Origin of the sequence: Enterobacter mori LMG 25706, assembly GCF_000211415.1 — a bacterium.
In the GTDB taxonomy this organism is placed as follows: domain Bacteria; phylum Pseudomonadota; class Gammaproteobacteria; order Enterobacterales; family Enterobacteriaceae; genus Enterobacter; species Enterobacter mori.
This window is the reverse complement of the sequence record NZ_GL890775.1, coordinates 232,704-250,890: the sequence shown is the minus strand read 5'-3', so window position 1 is coordinate 250,890 and position 18,187 is coordinate 232,704. Positions and strand designations below refer to the sequence as shown.

Genomic DNA, 18,187 nt, shown 5'->3' with positions numbered 1-18,187 from the left:
CTTCTTCGCGCACTTTCTCGCTTCTAGGTGTACCGCACCCGGGTCAATTGCAGTTTGCGACTGCCAGAGTGGCGCTCATGCGTCCTGAGTGAGGGGCGTTAAATTTCGTGCCGAACGGTGTTCAATTTATGGTCGGTCATACAGTGATTGAAAATTACCGAAAAAAACCGTCGCAGGATGTGCGACAGGTAGGGCTGGTCACTCGTCTTTGAGCAGAGCGTAGGGATTGAAGCGGATCACTTTCTGACCGAGCCAGTCATTAACGCCCTTCATTACTTCCATCACGGGCAACATTTCGTTGATAGCAAAGACTCCCGCGGCCTTCTCAACATCACCGAGCGATCCGTTGCCTTCCGGCATTGCGCCATCAGCTGCGGAGTAATGCGTTCCGCGTTACAGATTTGATGTTAAGAAATTCATCCTTTGCCGATATCCCGCGCGATGCCTTTCCCGCCTCGCACTATGGAAATAATCAACTCAACCTGATTATCTAAACAAAAACCCCGCAGTGTAACGGGGCTTTTCACTTGTCAATGCGTCCAAATCCGATAAAATCCCAATGATTTGTAACAAAAAGATAAGATTTTCATTTAAGGAGATTTGTTTATGGCATTGGTTAGCTGTCCAGAGTGTCTTAAGGATGTAAGTGATACAGCATTACGCTGCCCGTCATGTGGGAAGCAACTTAAAAAGCCACGGCGTTCACTTTTTGGAAAAGTCATCAAGTGGGCTTTTATACTGTTCAACTTATTTATGATCTACTGCCTCTTCGCAGGATTAGGTGGTAGTGGTGAAGTAATAAATCACGCAACTTCCGATGCAGAAAGAGCTGGGGCTGCAATTGGTACCGGTCTAGGTTTAATGGCAATCGCTAGTGTCTGGGTTATAGGCGACATAATCATCGGTATCCTTGTATTCCTCACAAGACCAAAGGGATGATTAAATGAAAAAGCTGTTTTTAAATGCAATAGCATCATTTATGGCACTCAATGCAGCGTCTGTATACGCAGGAAGTGAACATAAAAACTTCAATGCAGTCCTTGAATGTCGGGCTATGGAAAATAATGCTGAACGACTTTCTTGTTACGACAAATCAATACCGCCATCACGAACACAAAATGCTGATAAATTCGAGAGTAGAGATCAATGCCCTGAGGAGAAAGATAACGATAAACGACTATCTTGTTACGATCGCTTCTTCTCACCAACGTTTAAAGCTGCAACAAGCACGATAAACACGTCAGCAAAAACTGATTATCAGCAACCTGACCGAGCTAAGTTGTTAGAGTGCCAAAGTGAAATTAATGGCACTAAAAGGCTGGCATGTTTCGACAAGTTATTCCCGCAAACTACATCCGCAGAAACTGAAGCTGTAGAAAATTCTGTTTCTAACCCTGGCAAGTGGCAAACATCAATTAGCACCTCGCCGGTAGACGACTCAAAAAACATAATCCTCTCACTTAACAGTAATGATTACATTCGAACACCTTTTGGAGAAAGTGTGATTCCAACAATGTATGTAGCCTGCCGCGAAAAGAAAACGGAGGTATTCATTAACTGGGATGTGTACCTGGGCCTTGAGCAAACGAGCATGCTCTACCGCTTGGATAAGCAGAAAGCAGTTGAAAAAGAATGGTCTATCTCAACTGATACCAAAGCGGTTTTTTACAAGGGTAGTGACATTGATTTCATTAAATCTCTAGCCAAAGCAGACAAAATGTTCACCAGAATCACCCCATACAATGAAGCCCCTGTGAGTGCAACCTTCGATCTGAAGGGCCTTTCAGATGCAATGAAACCGCTTCAAAAAGCTTGTGGTTGGAAGTAAACGAAGTTTATGTCATTAAACAGAGCTACCTTCAGACGATGAAGAGTAACTTGTTATGAAAAAAGCCCCGCTCAATAAGCGGGGCTTTGTCATTGTAATGTGGACACTTTTGTCGAAGTGTGGACGCTATGTGGACGCTGATTTTAAAAATCCCTTTCAATCAGCAATTTAAATTCTTGACCTTCCCCTTGATGGAAGGTTTAACCTTCATAACAGTTAGCGAAAAGCAGAGTGAAGGTCAACAATTGACCAGAACATTATACGGGAGTTTTGTTATGTCTCACACTATCGACCTGACACTGGACGGCCTCTCCTGCGGCCACTGTGTCAAACGCGTTAAAGAAAGCCTGGAACAGCGTCCTGACGTTGAAAGCGCTGACGTGACTATCGATCATGCCGCCGTGATCGGCAGCGCCAGCGCGGATGCGCTGATCGATACCATCAAGCAGGCCGGTTACGGGGCGGAGTTAAGCCACCCAAAGGCTAAACCGCTGGCAGAGTCATCATCCCCGTCGGAAGCACTGACAGCGGCCACTCCTGAGCTTCCGGTAGCGGATGATATTGATGACAGCCAACAGCTGCTGATCAACGGCATGAGCTGCGCCAGCTGCGTCTCCCGGGTACAAAATGCATTGCAGGCCGTACCGGGCGTCGCACAGGCACGGGTAAACCTCGCGGAGCGCACTGCGCTGGTGATGGGCAGCGCCTCCGCCGCAGATTTAGTCCAGGCCGTAGAGAAAGCGGGCTACGGCGCGGAAGCGATTGAAGATGACATCAAACGCCGCGAGCGCCAGCAGGAAACGGCTGTCGCCACCATGAAACGCTTCCGCTGGCAGGCCATCGTTGCGCTGCTGGTGGGTATCCCGGTGATGGTGTGGGGCATGATCGGTGACAACATGATGGTCACTGACGACAACCGCACGCTGTGGTTGGGGATTGGTGCGATCACGCTCGCCGTGATGGTCTTTGCAGGCGGACATTTCTATACCAGCGCCTGGAAGAGCCTGAAAAACCGCACCGCGACGATGGATACGCTGGTAGCGCTCGGGACCGGCGCAGCGTGGCTCTATTCCATGAGCGTGAACGTCTGGCCGCAGTGGTTCCCGATGGAAGCGCGGCATCTCTATTATGAAGCGAGCGCGATGATTATCGGCCTGATTAACTTAGGCCACATGCTCGAAGCCCGCGCCCGTCAGCGCTCCTCGAAGGCGCTGGAAAGATTGCTTGATTTAACCCCGCCGACGGCACGCGTGGTGACCGACGAGGGTGAAAAAAGCGTCCCGCTGGCTGACGTGCAGCCCGGCATGACGCTGCGCCTGACGACGGGCGATCGCGTTCCGGTTGACGGCGCAATTCTCCAGGGCGAAGCCTGGTTCGATGAAGCCATGCTGACCGGGGAACCGATCCCGCAGCAAAAATCCCAGGACGATAACGTGCACGCAGGCACGGTCGTCCAGGACGGCAGCGTGCTGTTCCGCGCCAGCGCGGTCGGCAGCCACACCACGCTGTCGCGTATTATCCGCATGGTGCGCCAGGCACAGAGCAGTAAGCCCGAAATCGGCAAACTTGCCGATAAAATCTCCGCCGTTTTTGTTCCGGTGGTGGTCTGTATTGCCCTGCTGAGCGCGGCAATCTGGTATTTCTTTGGGCCAGCACCGCAAATCGTCTATACCCTGGTGATTGCCACCACGGTGCTGATCATCGCCTGTCCGTGTGCCCTTGGCCTGGCGACGCCGATGTCGATCATCTCCGGCGTCGGACGTGCCGCCGAGTTTGGCGTGCTGGTGCGTGATGCCGATGCCCTGCAGCGTGCAAGCACCCTGGACACGCTGGTCTTTGACAAAACCGGTACGCTGACCGAAGGGAAACCGCAGGTCGTGGCGGTGCATACTCTTGGCTTCTCAGAGGCTGACGCGCTGCGTCTCGCCGCCGCGCTGGAGCAAGGGTCCAGCCACCCGCTGGCCCGCGCCATTCTCGATAAAGCCAGTGACGCTACCCTGCCGCAGGTCAGTAACTTCCGCACCCTGCGCGGGCTCGGGGTGAGCGGCGAAGCCGACGGCCACACGCTGCTGCTGGGGAATCAGGAGCTGCTCAATGAAAACGGAATTGATACTACATCGCTGGAAGGCGAACTGATTGCTCAGGCATCACAGGGCGCAACGCCCGTACTGCTCGCTGTAGACGGTAAAGCCGTCGCCATGTTGTCGGTGCGCGATCCCCTGCGCCAGGACAGCGTGGATGCATTAAAACGTCTGCATCGTGCGGGCTATCGTCTGGTGATGCTGACCGGGGATAACCCAACAACGGCCAACGCCATCGCCAAAGAGGCGGGTATTGATGACGTCATTGCGGGCGTACTGCCGGATGGCAAAGCGGATGCCATCAAGAACCTGCAAAGTCAGGGCCGTCAGGTGGCCATGATCGGAGACGGTATTAACGACGCACCGGCGCTGGCGCAGGCAGAAGTGGGTATTGCCATGGGCGGCGGGAGCGATGTCGCGATTGAAACGGCGGCCATTACCCTGATGCGCCACAGCCTGATGGGCGTTGCGGATGCGCTGGCGATTTCGAAGGCCACGTTGCGCAACATGAAGCAGAACCTGCTCGGGGCATTTATTTATAACGTCTTCGGCATTCCGATTGCCGCCGGGATTTTATGGCCGCTGACGGGCGCGCTGCTGAACCCGGTGGTTGCCGGGGCGGCAATGGCGCTCTCCTCCATTACCGTGGTGAGCAACGCCAACCGTCTCCTGCGGTTTAAACCGAAAGATTGAACCTTGTTCTCGTACGCGCTAGCATGATCCTTTCGGTCATGGAGCGCGTATGAGTCTGTTTAATCGTATAAAAGCATCGTTTCGCGCCCTCTTTCCACGACGTTATGCCTGGCCCGGTATGGATATCTCACTTCCGGGCGGGCAACACCTGCACCTTGTAGGAAGCATCCATATGGGCACGCAGGATATGTCCCCGCTGCCCGCTGGCCTGATAAAACTGCTGAAGAATGCCGACGCGCTGGTCGTCGAGGCGGATATTTCGGGCCATGAATCCCCCTTTGCGGGTCTGGAGAGCGATCGTCCTCTTGCGGAGCGTCTCAGCGAAGCCCAGCTTACCGAACTGACGCGGCTCGCGGATGAAACCGGTGTATCGCTCGCCATGCTGGACACCCTTCCGCTCTGGCAAATTGCCATGGTGTTGCAGGCGACGCAGGCACAGCGTCTGGGCTTGCGCGGTGATTACGGCATTGATTATCAGCTGCTGAATACGGCAAGAGCGCGCAATCTCCCGATCATTGAACTGGAAGGCACGGACAGCCAGATCGGTCTGCTGCGGCAGCTTCCCGATGACGGTCTGATCCTGCTGGACGACACCCTAACCCATTGGCACACCAATGCCCGTCTGCTGCAAACCATGATTGGCTGGTGGCTGGATGCTCCGCCGACGGACAGTAAGCTTGTGCTGCCGTCTACGTTCAGTGAATCGCTGTATGATGTGCTGATGAACGCGCGTAATCAGGCGTGGCGAGAAACGCTGCATGCCCTGCCTGCCGGGCGGTATGTCGTCGCGGTCGGCGCGCTGCATTTGTATGGGGAAGGGAATCTGCCGTCGCTGCTGAAATAAAAAAATGGCCAATATTTCTATTGGCCCGTCAAAGAGGAATTTCATCGTTTTTATTATACCGAAGGAGACCTTCGGCTGAGCCGATTGTCGCTCAAAGTGACCATCACTGCCAATACTATTGCGCAAGATGGTGCTATTTTTTAGACAAACGTCAGGCGTATGCTGTTGGCATAAAATGTCTGTCGTAAGAAGGATAGCTATGACTCCCGCCGTTAAATTACTCGAAAAAAACAAAATCTCTTTCCGGATCCATACTTACGATCACGATCCGAATGAAACCAATTTTGGTGATGAAGTGGTGCGCAAGCTGGGGCTGAACGCTGACCAGGTCTATAAAACGCTGCTGGTCGCGGTGAACGGTGATATGAAACATCTCGCCGTGGCGGTAACGCCCGTCGCCGGGCAGCTGGATCTGAAAAAGGTCGCCAAAGCGCTGGGGGCAAAAAAGGTCGATATGGCAGATCCGATGGTTGCGCAACGCACTACCGGCTATCTGGTGGGCGGGATCAGCCCGCTCGGGCAGAAAAAACGGCTGCCGACGCTGATCGATGCACCTTCGCAGGAATTTGAGACGATCTATATCTCGGGCGGCAAGCGCGGGCTGGATATCGAACTGGCCGCGGGCGATCTGGCGAAAATGCTGGACGCGAAGTTTGCGGATATTGCGCGCCGGGATTGAGAAAATTGCCCGGTGGCGCTGCGAGGTAAAAGCAAAACGGTAACAGGCGTTACCGTTTTTTGTGTTCGCGCCCTCTCCCGGTGGGAGAGGGTTGGGGTGAGGGCATCAGGCCGCACAACACTACTGCCAGCTCACCTCACCTTTCGGCTCATACGCATTCACGTCAATCGGTGAATTCTGCTCGATGAACTGCTTCAGCACTTCCGCGTCGATAAAGCCGGTATTCACATAGCCCGGTTTATTATCAATATGCGGATAGCCGTCGCCACCCGTGGCGTTAAAGCTTAACGTTGCCAGACGGTACGTTTTGGCCGGGTCAACCGGTTCGCCCTTGATCTTCAGATCGTTAAGCTTGCCGTCTTTCGCGACGAAACTCACGTTAGCAAACTGCGGGTAGGCGCCCGAGTCCGGCTTCATCTGCGCCACGGCAGTGAGGTAATCAATCACCTCTTTCCCGCTCATATCCGCATACACCACCACGTTGCCGAACGGCTGTACCTTCAGCACGTCTTTATAGGTGATGTTTCCACCTTCGATGGAATCACGAATGCCGCCGCCGCTCATTACGCCAAAGTCAGCGCCAGTGCGCGCTATTTGCGCCGCCAGCACCAGATGGCCCATGTTGGTCTGCACGAAGCGGACTTTGCTGCGGTCCCCTTCCAGGCGGCCATTGAGCGTACCAATTTTCACGTCCAGCTGCGCCTTGCCTTTGTTCTGGAACGGCGTCAGCAGGGAGAGCATCTGCTGGTTCTCTGCAATCTCAGGCGTGTAAAGTACGCGCTCACTTTTCCCGTCCGGATAGGTCACCTTCTTCTTCAGGTTGACCGGAATGAGCTGATAGTGGACCAGCTTCATCTCGCCGTTACGGAACTCAAAATCTGCACGACCCACGTATTTCCCCCACTCGTGCGCCTGTACGATCCAGATACCGTTCTGACGGTCCGGCGCGCACGGCGTGCCCGGCACGTAGTCCACCTGCTTTTTATTCTCGGACGCCATACACACCGGATCCTGTGAGTGACCGCCCACAATCATTGCCAGCGAGCCCGCAGGCAGGCTGCGCGCCATCTCGACGTCGCCCGGCGCATTGGAGCCGTGCGCGCCGTTGTCGTAGTGCCCCATGTGGGTGGTGGCGATAATCACGTCCGGTTTTTCGTTCTGCTGCAATTCCTGAATCACCAGCTTCGCTTCGTCTGCCGGTTTACGGAATTCGATATCAGTGAAGAACTCAGGGTTACCAATTTTGGCCGTGTCGTCGGTAGTGAGGCCAATGACCGCAATTTTTAAGTCCTGACGCTTAAACAGCGCCCAGGGTTTAAACAGGCGTTCGCCGGTGCTTTTCTGATAAATATTGGCAGAGAGGAACGGGAATTTAGACCACTTCTCCTGCTGGCGCAGCACGCTCAGCGGGTTATCGAATTCATGGTTACCCACGGCCATCGCGTCGTAGCCAATCAGATTCATGCCGCGAAAGTCAGGCTCGGCATCCTGTAAATCAGATTCCGGCACGCCGGTATTGATATCCCCGCCCGAGAGCAGCAGCACGCTACCGCCTTCAGCGGCGACCTCTTTGCGAATACCGTCAACCAGCGTTTTTTGCGCCGACAGGCCATATTCCCCGTATTCACTGCGCCAGAAATGACCGTGGTGATCGTTGGTATGCAAAATGGTAATTTTATAGGTTTTGTCTTTTTCATATGCCTGCGCGGGCAGGCTTGTCAGCCCCCAGGCCGCTATCAACGCCAGCGCGACGCCACGCTTCATTAACTTCATCATCTCTCTCCCTGACCAATAGACAAACGCAAAAATTACAGTGACTCACAAGAATAGACAAATAAGTTTTCAGAATTGCGACTTTCTTCAAATGTCACGGACGGGTATGTTAGTCGGATAATAATTACACCCTGCATTTCTCATAACAAATCGACGTGGTATTTATGGCAATCAGTGAATCAACCCAGCCCGTCCCGGGCGCTCCGGCGTCGCCGCCAAAATCGCGCACTTCCTTTAAAGTTTTAGGCGCAATCAGTCTCTCGCACCTGCTCAACGACATGATCCAGTCGCTGATCCTGGCAATCTACCCGCTGCTGCAGTCCGAGTTCTCGTTAACCTTCGTACAGATTGGGATGATCACCCTCACCTTCCAGATGGCCTCCTCGCTGCTGCAGCCGGTGGTCGGTTACTGGACGGATAAATATCCAATGCCGTGGTCGCTCCCCATTGGCATGTGCTTCACCTTGAGCGGGCTGGTGCTGCTGGCAATGGCGGGCAGCTTTGAAGCGGTGCTTATCGCCGCCGCGCTGGTGGGCACAGGCTCGTCCGTCTTGCATCCGGAATCCTCCCGCGTGGCGCGTATGGCCTCCGGTGGTCGTCACGGGCTGGCGCAGTCCCTGTTCCAGGTAGGCGGTAACTTTGGCAGTTCCCTCGGCCCACTGCTGGCCGCGGTGATCATCGCCCCATACGGCAAAGGCAACGTGGCGTGGTTTGTGCTGGCCGCGCTGCTGGCGATTGTAGTACTGGCGCAAATCAGCCGCTGGTATGCCGCGCAGCATCGCGTGAACAAGGGCAAACCTGTAGCAAAGGTTATCAATCCCCTTCCCCGTAACAAGGTTATCCTGGCCGTAAGCGTGCTGCTGGTGCTGATTTTCTCGAAATACTTCTATATGGCGAGCATCAGCAGCTATTACACCTTTTATCTGATGCAAAAATTCGGATTATCGGTACAAAACGCGCAGTTTCACCTGTTTGCCTTCTTGTTTGCGGTGGCAGCAGGAACGGGGATTGGTGGGCCTGTAGGTGACAAAATCGGGCGTAAATATGTGATTTGGGGCTCAATCCTCGGTGTTGCACCCTTCACGCTTATTTTGCCCTACGCAAGCCTGGAGTGGACGGGGATTTTGACCGTCATTATTGGTTTTATTCTGGCCTCTGCCTTCTCGGCCATTCTGGTTTACGCACAGGAGCTGTTACCGGGGCGTATCGGTATGGTTTCCGGGCTCTTTTTCGGATTTGCCTTCGGCATGGGCGGCCTTGGTGCGGCGGTGTTGGGCATGGTTGCAGATCACACCAGCATCTTCCTGGTCTACAAAATCTGTGCTTTCCTGCCACTTCTGGGGATATTGACCATATTCCTGCCTGATAACCGTCATAAAGCGTAATTTAGGGGTCGCCAAAGTTAAACTCTGGCGACCTTGCCCCCTTATGCCATAAGGGTTTCTTCTCACCTTCCCCATCAAACTTGTCCAAAAGGGCTTTTTTTCACGCTTATTGCTCTTTTATTCAAACTTCAACAATTATTCATAAACATAAGGGTAAAAATTGTCATAAACTATTACCTGGTCTTTTGGTATTTATGCCAAAAATGGAACACTCACCACGAAAGGAGACGGAATGCACCACGCCACACCGCTTATCACCACCATTGTTGGTGGACTTGTGCTCGCTTTTATCCTTGGCATGATTGCCAATAAACTGCGTATTTCTCCTCTTGTCGGCTATCTGTTAGCGGGTGTACTGGCGGGGCCTTTTACGCCGGGTTTCGTGGCGGATACCAAACTGGCTCCAGAACTGGCGGAATTAGGCGTGATTCTGCTGATGTTTGGCGTCGGTCTGCATTTTTCACTGAAGGACCTGATGGCGGTAAAGTCTATCGCCATACCGGGAGCGATCGCCCAGATAGGTGTGGCGACGCTGCTGGGAATGGCGCTTTCAGCGGTACTGGGCTGGTCGCTGATGACCGGCATCGTGTTTGGGCTGTGTCTTTCAACCGCCAGTACCGTGGTGCTGCTGCGCGCGCTTGAAGAGAGACAGCTGATAGACAGCCAGCGCGGGCAAATCGCAATAGGCTGGCTGATCGTTGAAGATCTGGTGATGGTGTTAACGCTGGTGCTGCTGCCCGCCGTCGCCGGGATGATGGAAAAAGACAACGTCGGCTTCGCCTCGCTGGCGTTGGATATGAGTATCACCATCGGTAAGGTTGTGGCCTTTATCGCCATCATGATGCTGGTGGGCCGCCGTCTGGTACCGTGGATCATGTCCCGCACTGCGGCGACAGGTTCCCGCGAGCTGTTCACCCTTTCGGTACTCGCTCTGGCGCTGGGTATCGCCTTTGGTGCCGTTGAGCTGTTCGACGTCTCGTTTGCGCTGGGCGCGTTCTTCGCCGGGATGGTGCTGAACGAATCTGAATTAAGCCACCGCGCGGCGCACGACACGCTGCCGCTGCGTGATGCTTTCGCCGTGCTGTTCTTCGTCTCCGTCGGGATGCTTTTTGATCCGCTGGTTCTGATCCAGCAGCCGCTGGCAGTGCTGGGCACGCTGGCGATCATTATCTTTGGTAAGTCCGTTGCCGCCTTCTTCCTGGTGCGGATGTTTGGCCACTCGCCGCGTACGGCGCTGACCATTGCCGCCAGCCTGGCGCAGATTGGTGAGTTCGCGTTTATTCTGGCCGGTCTCGGCATGGCGCTTAATCTCCTCCCGCAGGCCGGTCAGAATCTGGTGCTGGCGGGGGCGATCCTCTCCATCATGCTGAACCCGGTGCTGTTTGCCCTGCTGGAAAAATACCTCGATAAAACGGAAACCCTGGAAGAGCAGACGCTGGAAGAGGCTATCGAAGAAGAGAAGCAGATCCCGGTGGATATCTGCAATCACGCGCTACTGGTTGGCTTTGGCCGCGTGGGCAGCCTGCTCGGTGAGAAGCTGATGGCGCAGGGCATTCCGCTGGTGGTGATTGAAACCTCACGCACACGCGTTGACGAACTGCGCGAGCGCGGCATTCGCGCGGTGCTGGGCAATGCGGCAAACGAAGAGATCATGAATCTGGCGCATCTGGACTGCGCCCGCTGGCTGCTGCTGACCATTCCGAACGGCTACGAGGCAGGTGAGATTGTCGCGTCCGCGCGCGCGAAGTGCCCGACCATCGAGATTATTGCCCGCGCACATTATGACGATGAGGTGGAATACATCACCGAGCGCGGCGCGAATAAGGTCGTCATGGGCGAGCGCGAGATTGCGAACACGATGCTGACGCTGCTGGAGAAAGCGCCGGTTGAAGAGGCTGTTACAGGCTGAGTGTTGTGCGGCCTGGTCCCCTCACCCCAGCCCTCTCCCCATAGGGGAGAGGGTGTTCAAGTTCCCTCTCCCCTATGGGGAGAGGGTTAGGGTGAGGGGTTTTCTTTTACCTGTCCCAATACGCCTCTTCGAGGCTGTCTTCCCGTTCCGGCAGGCCACGCGTTAAGCGCGGGGAGTGCTGATTCAGCACCTGATAGCTCACGCGGTTCGCGTATTTACACACCTGCGCCAGCGACGAATAGGTCAGCCAGCTAAACTTATGCTTGCTGGAGTTTGGCACGTTGGTTTTGTGGTAAGCGTTAGCGGTGATGTCGTGCAGCAGCGCGGCCAGCGCGCCATCGCCCGCGCCGTTGGTGTTCATGATCTTCTCTGGCCCGCCCATGTACGGCGCGATGTGGGAGTAGATACGCAGCGGGTTGGTGCAGTCTTTATGGCGCATACCGCGGCTGAATTCGAACTGGTTGAATTCGGCAATTGCGCCAGGCAGCAGCGGATGCTGGGTTTTGCGTTTGCTCTCTTCTTCCGTGAAGCCCGCCATGTACAGCCCGACAGGTCCGGCGGTGCAGAGCACCAGATCTACCCAGTCCAGCGCTTTGTCAGACGCCAGCAGCGGATCACTTTCGCCGGTCAGCGCTTCGGCCTCTTCTTCGTTCATCGCCAGAATCGAAACGTGTTCCTTCAGGAAGGCCTGCCACCACTCCGGGTTGTCGGCGATAACGAATTTGGTCCCCAGCGTCAGGACGACCGGGACATCGTACTTCTTCGCGTACTCAATCGCCTTCATGGTCGCGGCCGGCATCGGCTCTCCCGGCTTGCAGCGCACCAGATACGACGTGAGCACCAGCGCAGAGGCCCCCGCAATAACCTCTTCAGGAATACTCTCTGCGCGCAGCTTGTTCATGTGGCCAGGGCTGATGGCAAAGGTACGCTCGCCGGACTCACCAATGAGGGTAAAGCAGCGGCCAATCGGGCCGTCTACGCCCTGCAAATAGTTCAGGTCGGTACGGCTGGAGGTGTTGCACAGGTAGCGATAGGCGTAGCCGCCGGTTTCGATATTGCTACACATCACGCCGAGCAGCACCGAACGGTCATCAGCCAGCACGGAGTAGTTGTGCATGGTGTTGCCAATGGTGCCACCGGCAAACTGATGGGTGATCAGATTTTCACGCACCAGCTCCTGATACAACGCTTCAGCAACATCGTCCTCGATCACCAGCGAATGCCCGGCGCTCAGACCGTAACGCGCAACAAACGCATCATCCACTTTGGCTTCAATATCCACCAGCGTCTGATCGATACCCACCACCCATGCAGCGCTGGTTTCATTTTCAGGCTGGATTTGCTGCAGGAGCGGATCGCGAGCGTTAACGGGGAAGTAGTGTTTTGATTTACGTTTACCGGGAAATTTCATGGTCTGGACTGTGCAAGGAATAGAAGCCGGGAATGGTAGCACAAACCCGGCCTCAAGCGCGATCAGCGGCTATTCGTCACCAGCGAGACCATCATGTCGATATGCTCAGGGGAGTCGTTAAGTGCCGGAATGTACTCGTACTTCACACCGCCAGCTTCGAGGAAAAATTCCCGGTTTTGTACCGCAATCTCCTCCAGCGTTTCCAGACAGTCGGCCGAGAAGCCCGGCGACATCACCTGAATGTGCTTCACGCCCTTCTCGCCCAGCATTTTGAGGGTTTCATCGGTGTACGGCGTCAGCCACGGCTCGCGGCCGAAGCGCGACTGGAAGGTCATCATCACTTTCTCCGGCGGCAGGCCGAGGGCGGAGACCAGCTCGCGCGTGGTATCGCGGCAGCGCTGCGGGTAATCATCCCCTTCATTGGCGAAACGCTGCGGAATGCCGTGATAGGAAAGCAGCAGCAGATCTGGCTCGCCGTGCTTTTCAAACGACGCGCGGGCGCTGCTGGCCAGCGCCTTGATGTACAGATCGTTATCCGCGTAGTCACGAATAAAGGTCACCGCAGGAATGCGACGACGCGTCTTCAGAATGCGCGCCAGCTCGTCCCAGACGGCAGCTACCGTCGAACACGAATACTGTGGATAGAGCGCCAGCACAACGATATGGTCAACGCCCTGCGCGAGCAGGTTTTCCACTGCGCTTTCCAGCGAAGGTGTTCCATAGCTCATGCCGAGCGCGACGGGCATATCCGGCAGGCGGGCTGCCAGTGCTTTCTCCTGACGGCGGCTGTACACCATCAGCGGCGAGCCCTCTTCCATCCAGACAGACTGATAAAGCTTTGCCACGCGCGGAGAACGAATCGGCAGAATAACGCCACGCAGCAGGGGCCACCACAGCAATCTTGGGGTATCCACGACGCGCGTGTCGCTTAAAAACTGTCGCAGATAGCGTTTTACCGCTGCTGGAGTGGGTGCTTCTGGGGTGCCCAGATTGGCAAGCAGGATGCCGGTTTTCGCCTGACTCATTCACGCCTCTTAACCATTTGATAGGTTGTCAATTGTAGCGGAAATGCGTTTAAACGAAACCCATTGCTGTAATAGGTAAGATGAGAATTTTTCTCACCCGGAGAACCCGGGTGAGAGACGTGCAATTAGCCGAGGATTTTTTCCAGCTCTGCACGTACGTCAGCCACGGCTTTGGTACCGTCGACTTTGGCGTATTGGGTGTTACCCGCCTGCGCTTCTTTGGTGTAGTAGCCGATCAGCGGTGCAGTCATTTGATGGTATTCCACCAGGCGTTTACGCACGGTCTCTTCCTGATCGTCTTTACGGGTGGTCAGCTCTTCGCCGGTCACGTCGTCTTTGCCTTCAACCTTAGGTGGGTTGAATTTGATGTGGTAAACGCGGCCAGAAGCAGCGTGTACGCGACGGCCAACGATACGGTCAACGATCAGCTCGTCCGGTACGTCGAACTCCAGAACGTAGTCCACATTGATGCCCGCTTCTTTCATGGCGTCAGCCTGAGGAATGGTGCGTGGGAAGCCGTCCAGCAGGAAACCGTTACGGCAGTCTTCCTGAGCAATGCGCTCTTTGACCAGAGCAATAACCAGCTCGTCGGTCACCAGCTTGCCTGCATCCATGATGTCTTTCGCTTGTTTACCCAGCTCGGAGCCAGATTTAACAGCGGCGCGCAGCATGTCACCGGTGGAGATTTGCGGAATACCGTATTTCTCCATGATGAACTGAGCCTGAGTTCCTTTACCCGCGCCCGGAGCGCCAAGCAGAATAATACGCATTGCGAAAATCCCCTCAAATGTCGTTTCAATTTTTCAAAAGCGCTAAACAATACCACCAGAATGGGCGTGGCTCAAGGAAGGCGGGGAAGCTGAAACGGTTAATGGGGGGAGATAATTTGGGTTAGTGCGGTCTGGTGCCCTCACCCTAACCCTCTCCCACAGGGAGAGGGAACTCTTTCACCCTCTCCCTTTGGGGAGAGGGCAGTGGTGAGGGGAGATTACGCCAGCAGCAGCGCATTCACACGTTTAATGAACAGGTTAGGATCTTCCAGCGTGCCGCGTTCGGCCAGCAGGGACTGATCCAGCAACAGTTCAACCCACTCGGCAAAGCGGGCGTCGTCCTGGGTGTCTGCCGCACGTTTCACCAGCGGGTGATCCGGATTAAGCTCAAAGATATATTTCACTTCCGGCATCGCCTGGCCCGCCGCAGCGAACAGCTTCGCCATCTGGGTGCCCATTTCGTCGGCATCGGTGGTGACAATCGCCGGAGTATCGGTCAGACGGTGCGTGAAGCGCACCTCTTTCACGCGATCGCCCAGCAGTGTTTTCACGCGCTCAACGAACGGCTCCAGCGCCTTCTCGGCTTCTTTCGCGCTTTCGTCCACTTCATCCGCCAGCTTGTCGATGGACTCGTCGGCTTTGGCCACGGACTGGAAGGATTTACCGTCGAACTCGGTCAGGTAGTTCATCATCCACTCGTCGATGCGGTCAGAAAGCAGCAGCACTTCGATGCCTTTCTTGCGCAGCAGCTCCAGGTGCGGGCTGCTCTTCGCCGCCGCGTAGCTGTCGGCGGTGATGTAGTAGATCTTCTCCTGCCCTTCTTTCATGCGGGAGACGTACTCTTCCAGCGACACGGTCTGTGCGGAGGAGTCGGTATGCGTTGAGGCGAAGCGCAGCAGTTTGGCGATCGTTTCGACGTTCGCGGTGTCTTCCGCCGGGCCTTCTTTCAGTACCAGACCGAACTGTTTCCAGAAGGTCTGATATTTTTCCGCGTCGTCTTTCGCCAGTTTTTCCAGCATCTGCAGCGTACGTTTGGTCAGCGCGTTGCGAAGGTTGCGGGTGACTGTGCTGTCCTGCAGAATTTCACGGGAGACGTTCAGCGGCAGATCGTTAGAGTCGATCAGCCCGCGCGTAAAGCGCAGATAGTTCGGCATGAACTGCTCGGCATCGTCCATGATGAACACGCGCTGCACGTAGAGCTTCAGGCCGTGCTTGTGATCGCGGTTCCACATGTCCCACGGCGCCTGCGCCGGAATGTACAGCAGGCTGGTGTACTCCTGCTTACCTTCCACGCGGTTGTGGCTCCAGGTCAGCGGATCGGTAAAGTCGTGGGCAATGTGCTTGTAGAACTCGTTGTACTCGTCGTCTTTAATTTCAGACTTGTTGCGCGTCCACAGCGCCTGCGCCTTGTTGATCTTCTCCCAGGAGACAACGGTTTCACCGTCCTGCTCTTCCTGTTTCTCAATCTCAACCGGCAGCGCGATGTGGTCGGAATATTTGCTGATGATGGAGCGCACGCGCCAGTCGTTCAGGAAATCGTCTTCGCCTTCACGCAGGTGGAGGGTGATTTCGGTGCCGCGATCCGCTTTGGTGATGTCATCAACGGTGTATTCACCTTCCCCTTTGGATTCCCAGAACACACCATTTTCTGCGCTTTCGCCTGCCGCGCGGGTGCGCACGGTGACTTTGTCGGCAACGATAAACGCCGAGTAGAAGCCCACGCCGAACTGGCCGATCAGCTGGCTGTCTTTCGCCTGGTCAGAGCCCATGGACTCGAGGAACGCTTTGGTGCCGGATTTGGCAATGGTGCCGAGGTGGTCGATCACCTCGTCGCGGTTCATCCCGATGCCGTTATCGGCAATGGTCAGGGTACGGTTCTCTTTATTGAAAGAGACGCGCACGCGCAGCTCGCCGTCGCCTTCGTACAGGTCCGGGTTGGACAGCGCGCGGAAGCGCAGCTTGTCCGCCGCATCGGATGCGTTGGAAATCAGCTCACGCAGGAAGATTTCTTTGTTGGAATACAGGGAATGGATCATCAGGTGCAGAAGCTGTTTTACTTCTGACTGGAAACCACGGGTTTCTTGTCCTTTCATCTAAGTCGACCTCAACAATGCCATTTAATGGGGTTGTAAAACGTTGAGTGAGAGATGGGGATAAGGGAGGAAAATTTCAAGCGGAGGCCACGTGCGCAGCCTCCGTTTGGTCAGAAAATAATCTTGTGACGCCCGGCCAGAGAGTGCGACAGCGTGGTGCCGTCGACCATTTCCAGCTCGCCGCCCACCGGCACGCCGTGGGCGATGCGGCTGGCGTCAACGCCGTACTGCGAGCACAGTTCGGCGATGTAGTTAGCGGTTGCCTCCCCTTCCACCGTGGGGTTGGTGGCGAGGATCACCTCTTTGATGGTTTCGGACTCAAGACGCTGTTCAAGGCGGTCGAGACCGATATCATCCGGGCCAATACCGTCCAGCGGGGAGAGATGCCCCATCAGCACGAAGTAGCGACCAGAAAACTGCCCGGTTTGTTCGATGGCGTAGATGTCCGCCGGACTCTCCACCACGCAAATCTGACCGTTTTCCTGGCGACGCGGGTTCGTACAGATGTTACACACGTCCTGCTCGGTAAAGGTGCGGCAATCCGCACAGTGACCAATTTCTGACATGGCGCGGGTCAGAGCCTGCGCCAGGCGCATCCCGCCGCTGCGGTCGCGCTGCAAAAGCGTGAACGCCATGCGCTGCGCCGACTTCGGGCCAACGCCCGGCAGGCAGCGCAGTGCTTCCATTAACTGCGTGAGCAGCGGACTGGTTTGCATCAGAATGGCATCTTGAAGCCCGGCGGCAGTTGCATACCGCTGGAAACAGAGGCCATTTTCTCTTTCTGGGTTTCGTCGATACGGCGCGCGGCATCGTTAAACGCGGCAGCAACCAGATCTTCCAGCATATCTTTGTCGTCTTCGAGCAGGCTTGGGTCGATTTCCACGCGGCGGCAGTTGTGCGCACCGTTGATGGTCACTTTTACCAGACCGGCACCGGATTCACCCGTGACTTCCAGCTGAGCGATCTCTTCCTGCATCTTCTGCATTTTTTCCTGCATCTGCTGAGCCTGCTTCATCAGGCCACCCAGACCGCCTTTTCCACCGAACATAGGCTTCTCTCTCTTTCACGTTTAAGGATTACAACCGTAAGTCAGACTCACGATCAAATGGGGCGAATACTCTCTTCATCCAGATCGGCGTCGAAGAACCGGCGCAGGGTCTGAATGTTGTTATCCGCGATAATTGACTCGCGCGCCTGCGCGAGCTTCTCTTCATAAATGGCCTGGCGCCACTCCAACGGCGTTCGCACTGCGGGATTATCATCTTCAATGATAGTCAATTCAACCGGCGCACCCTGCAATGCGGTGAGCGCCTCCGCCAGCGCCTTTTGCGCACCAGGGGAATTCAGATGTCGCTGGCCAGGACGCAGATGCAAACGCACCTGGTTGCCCTCTTGCTCTTTCCAGGCGTTGAGCGCGACCTGCTCCACCAGCTTCGGCAGCTGCAGTTTGCTGACCTCAGCGGCCCAGGCGTCCCGCTCGATTGACTCTTCGGCGAGCTTCGCGGCAAGCTCCGGGGTTTTCTCATGCTCCAGCGCTTTCTTCAGCGCTTTTGGCGTGGCGACCTCTTCCTTCACCGTTTCGGTGATGGTGGTCGCCTTCCAGCGGTAAGCCTCTTCTTTTGCCGGGGCTTTCTGCTCGAGCGCGGACGGTGCCGGACGCGACTGAACGCGCTCCGTTACCGAGGCCAGTCGTTCA

Annotated in this window: 15 protein-coding genes and 1 pseudogene; 7 read left to right on the top strand and 9 right to left on the bottom strand. The window is 55.5% G+C overall.

Features of this window, described 5'->3' with window-relative positions; translation table 11 throughout:
* Positions 1-198: 198 nt before the first annotated feature.
* Positions 199-433, bottom strand: a pseudogene (locus ENTMO_RS25105) (phage portal protein); the annotation flags it as partial.
* Between the two features lie 173 nt (positions 434-606).
* On the opposite strand from ENTMO_RS25105, the gene ENTMO_RS0106215 reads away from it, so the two are divergent.
* The 5 genes from ENTMO_RS0106215 to ybaK all read left to right on the top strand — a co-directional run bounded on the left by ENTMO_RS0106215 (position 607) and on the right by ybaK (position 6,125).
* Complete coding sequence (locus tag ENTMO_RS0106215) at positions 607-939, top strand: hypothetical protein (RefSeq protein ID WP_010428212.1); 333 nt, start codon at positions 607-609, stop codon at positions 937-939.
* 4 nt (positions 940-943) lie between these two features.
* Positions 944-1,828: a type VI secretion system-associated protein TagO gene (locus tag ENTMO_RS0106210; protein WP_010428211.1), complete on the top strand. Its 885-nt coding sequence runs from the start codon at positions 944-946 to the stop codon at positions 1,826-1,828.
* A 275-nt stretch (positions 1,829-2,103) separates the two neighbouring features.
* The gene (copA, locus tag ENTMO_RS0106205) at positions 2,104-4,602 is read left to right on the top strand and encodes a copper-exporting P-type ATPase CopA (protein ID WP_010428209.1); all 2,499 of its coding nucleotides are present in this window, start codon (positions 2,104-2,106) and stop codon (positions 4,600-4,602) included.
* 49 nt (positions 4,603-4,651) lie between these two features.
* Positions 4,652-5,446: a TraB/GumN family protein gene (locus ENTMO_RS0106200; protein WP_010428208.1), complete on the top strand. Its 795-nt coding sequence runs from the start codon at positions 4,652-4,654 to the stop codon at positions 5,444-5,446.
* 199 nt (positions 5,447-5,645) lie between these two features.
* Entirely contained in the window at positions 5,646-6,125 is a 480-nt protein-coding gene (gene ybaK / locus ENTMO_RS0106195; RefSeq protein WP_010428207.1) for a Cys-tRNA(Pro)/Cys-tRNA(Cys) deacylase YbaK, read from the top strand.
* 120 nt (positions 6,126-6,245) lie between these two features.
* On the opposite strand, the gene ushA is transcribed toward ybaK, so the two are convergent.
* Positions 6,246-7,898, bottom strand: a complete 1,653-nt coding sequence (ushA, locus tag ENTMO_RS0106190) for a bifunctional UDP-sugar hydrolase/5'-nucleotidase UshA (RefSeq protein ID WP_010428206.1) — start codon at positions 7,896-7,898, stop codon at positions 6,246-6,248.
* A 164-nt stretch (positions 7,899-8,062) separates the two neighbouring features.
* Between ushA and ENTMO_RS0106185 the strand changes: the two genes are divergently transcribed.
* A complete protein-coding gene (locus ENTMO_RS0106185) occupies positions 8,063-9,283 on the top strand; it encodes an MFS transporter (RefSeq protein ID WP_010428205.1) in 1,221 nt (406 codons plus the stop codon).
* Positions 9,284-9,515: 232 nt separating this feature from the next.
* On the top strand, positions 9,516-11,192 hold the full coding sequence (ybaL, locus tag ENTMO_RS0106180; protein ID WP_010428204.1) for a YbaL family putative K(+) efflux transporter: 1,677 nt from the start codon (positions 9,516-9,518) through the stop codon (positions 11,190-11,192).
* A gap of 106 nt (positions 11,193-11,298) precedes the next feature.
* Here ybaL and ENTMO_RS0106175 read toward each other — a convergent pair whose 3' ends face one another.
* The 7 genes from ENTMO_RS0106175 to ENTMO_RS26460 form a co-directional block, all read right to left on the bottom strand.
* Positions 11,299-12,603 carry an inosine/guanosine kinase gene (locus tag ENTMO_RS0106175; RefSeq protein WP_010428203.1) on the bottom strand — a complete coding sequence of 435 codons (1,305 nt, stop codon included), beginning with the start codon at positions 12,601-12,603 and terminating at the stop codon, positions 11,299-11,301.
* 62 nt (positions 12,604-12,665) lie between these two features.
* Positions 12,666-13,628, bottom strand: coding sequence for a ferrochelatase (gene hemH, locus ENTMO_RS0106170; protein ID WP_010428201.1), 963 nt, complete (start codon positions 13,626-13,628; stop codon positions 12,666-12,668).
* A gap of 125 nt (positions 13,629-13,753) precedes the next feature.
* A complete protein-coding gene (adk, locus tag ENTMO_RS0106165) occupies positions 13,754-14,398 on the bottom strand; it encodes an adenylate kinase (protein WP_010428200.1) in 645 nt (214 codons plus the stop codon).
* A gap of 218 nt (positions 14,399-14,616) precedes the next feature.
* On the bottom strand, positions 14,617-16,491 hold the full coding sequence (htpG, locus tag ENTMO_RS0106160) for a molecular chaperone HtpG (RefSeq protein ID WP_010428198.1): 1,875 nt from the start codon (positions 16,489-16,491) through the stop codon (positions 14,617-14,619).
* Positions 16,492-16,601: 110 nt separating this feature from the next.
* The gene (recR, locus tag ENTMO_RS0106155; protein ID WP_008499298.1) at positions 16,602-17,207 is read right to left on the bottom strand and encodes a recombination mediator RecR; all 606 of its coding nucleotides are present in this window, start codon (positions 17,205-17,207) and stop codon (positions 16,602-16,604) included.
* Positions 17,207-17,539: a YbaB/EbfC family nucleoid-associated protein gene (locus tag ENTMO_RS0106150; RefSeq protein WP_010428194.1), complete on the bottom strand. Its 333-nt coding sequence runs from the start codon at positions 17,537-17,539 to the stop codon at positions 17,207-17,209. The genes recR and ENTMO_RS0106150 overlap by 1 nt, the downstream gene beginning before the upstream one ends.
* A gap of 53 nt (positions 17,540-17,592) precedes the next feature.
* Positions 17,593-18,187: DNA polymerase III subunit gamma/tau C-terminal domain-containing protein (locus ENTMO_RS26460; RefSeq protein ID WP_010428192.1), on the bottom strand; the 595-nt coding region annotated here is incomplete at its 5' end.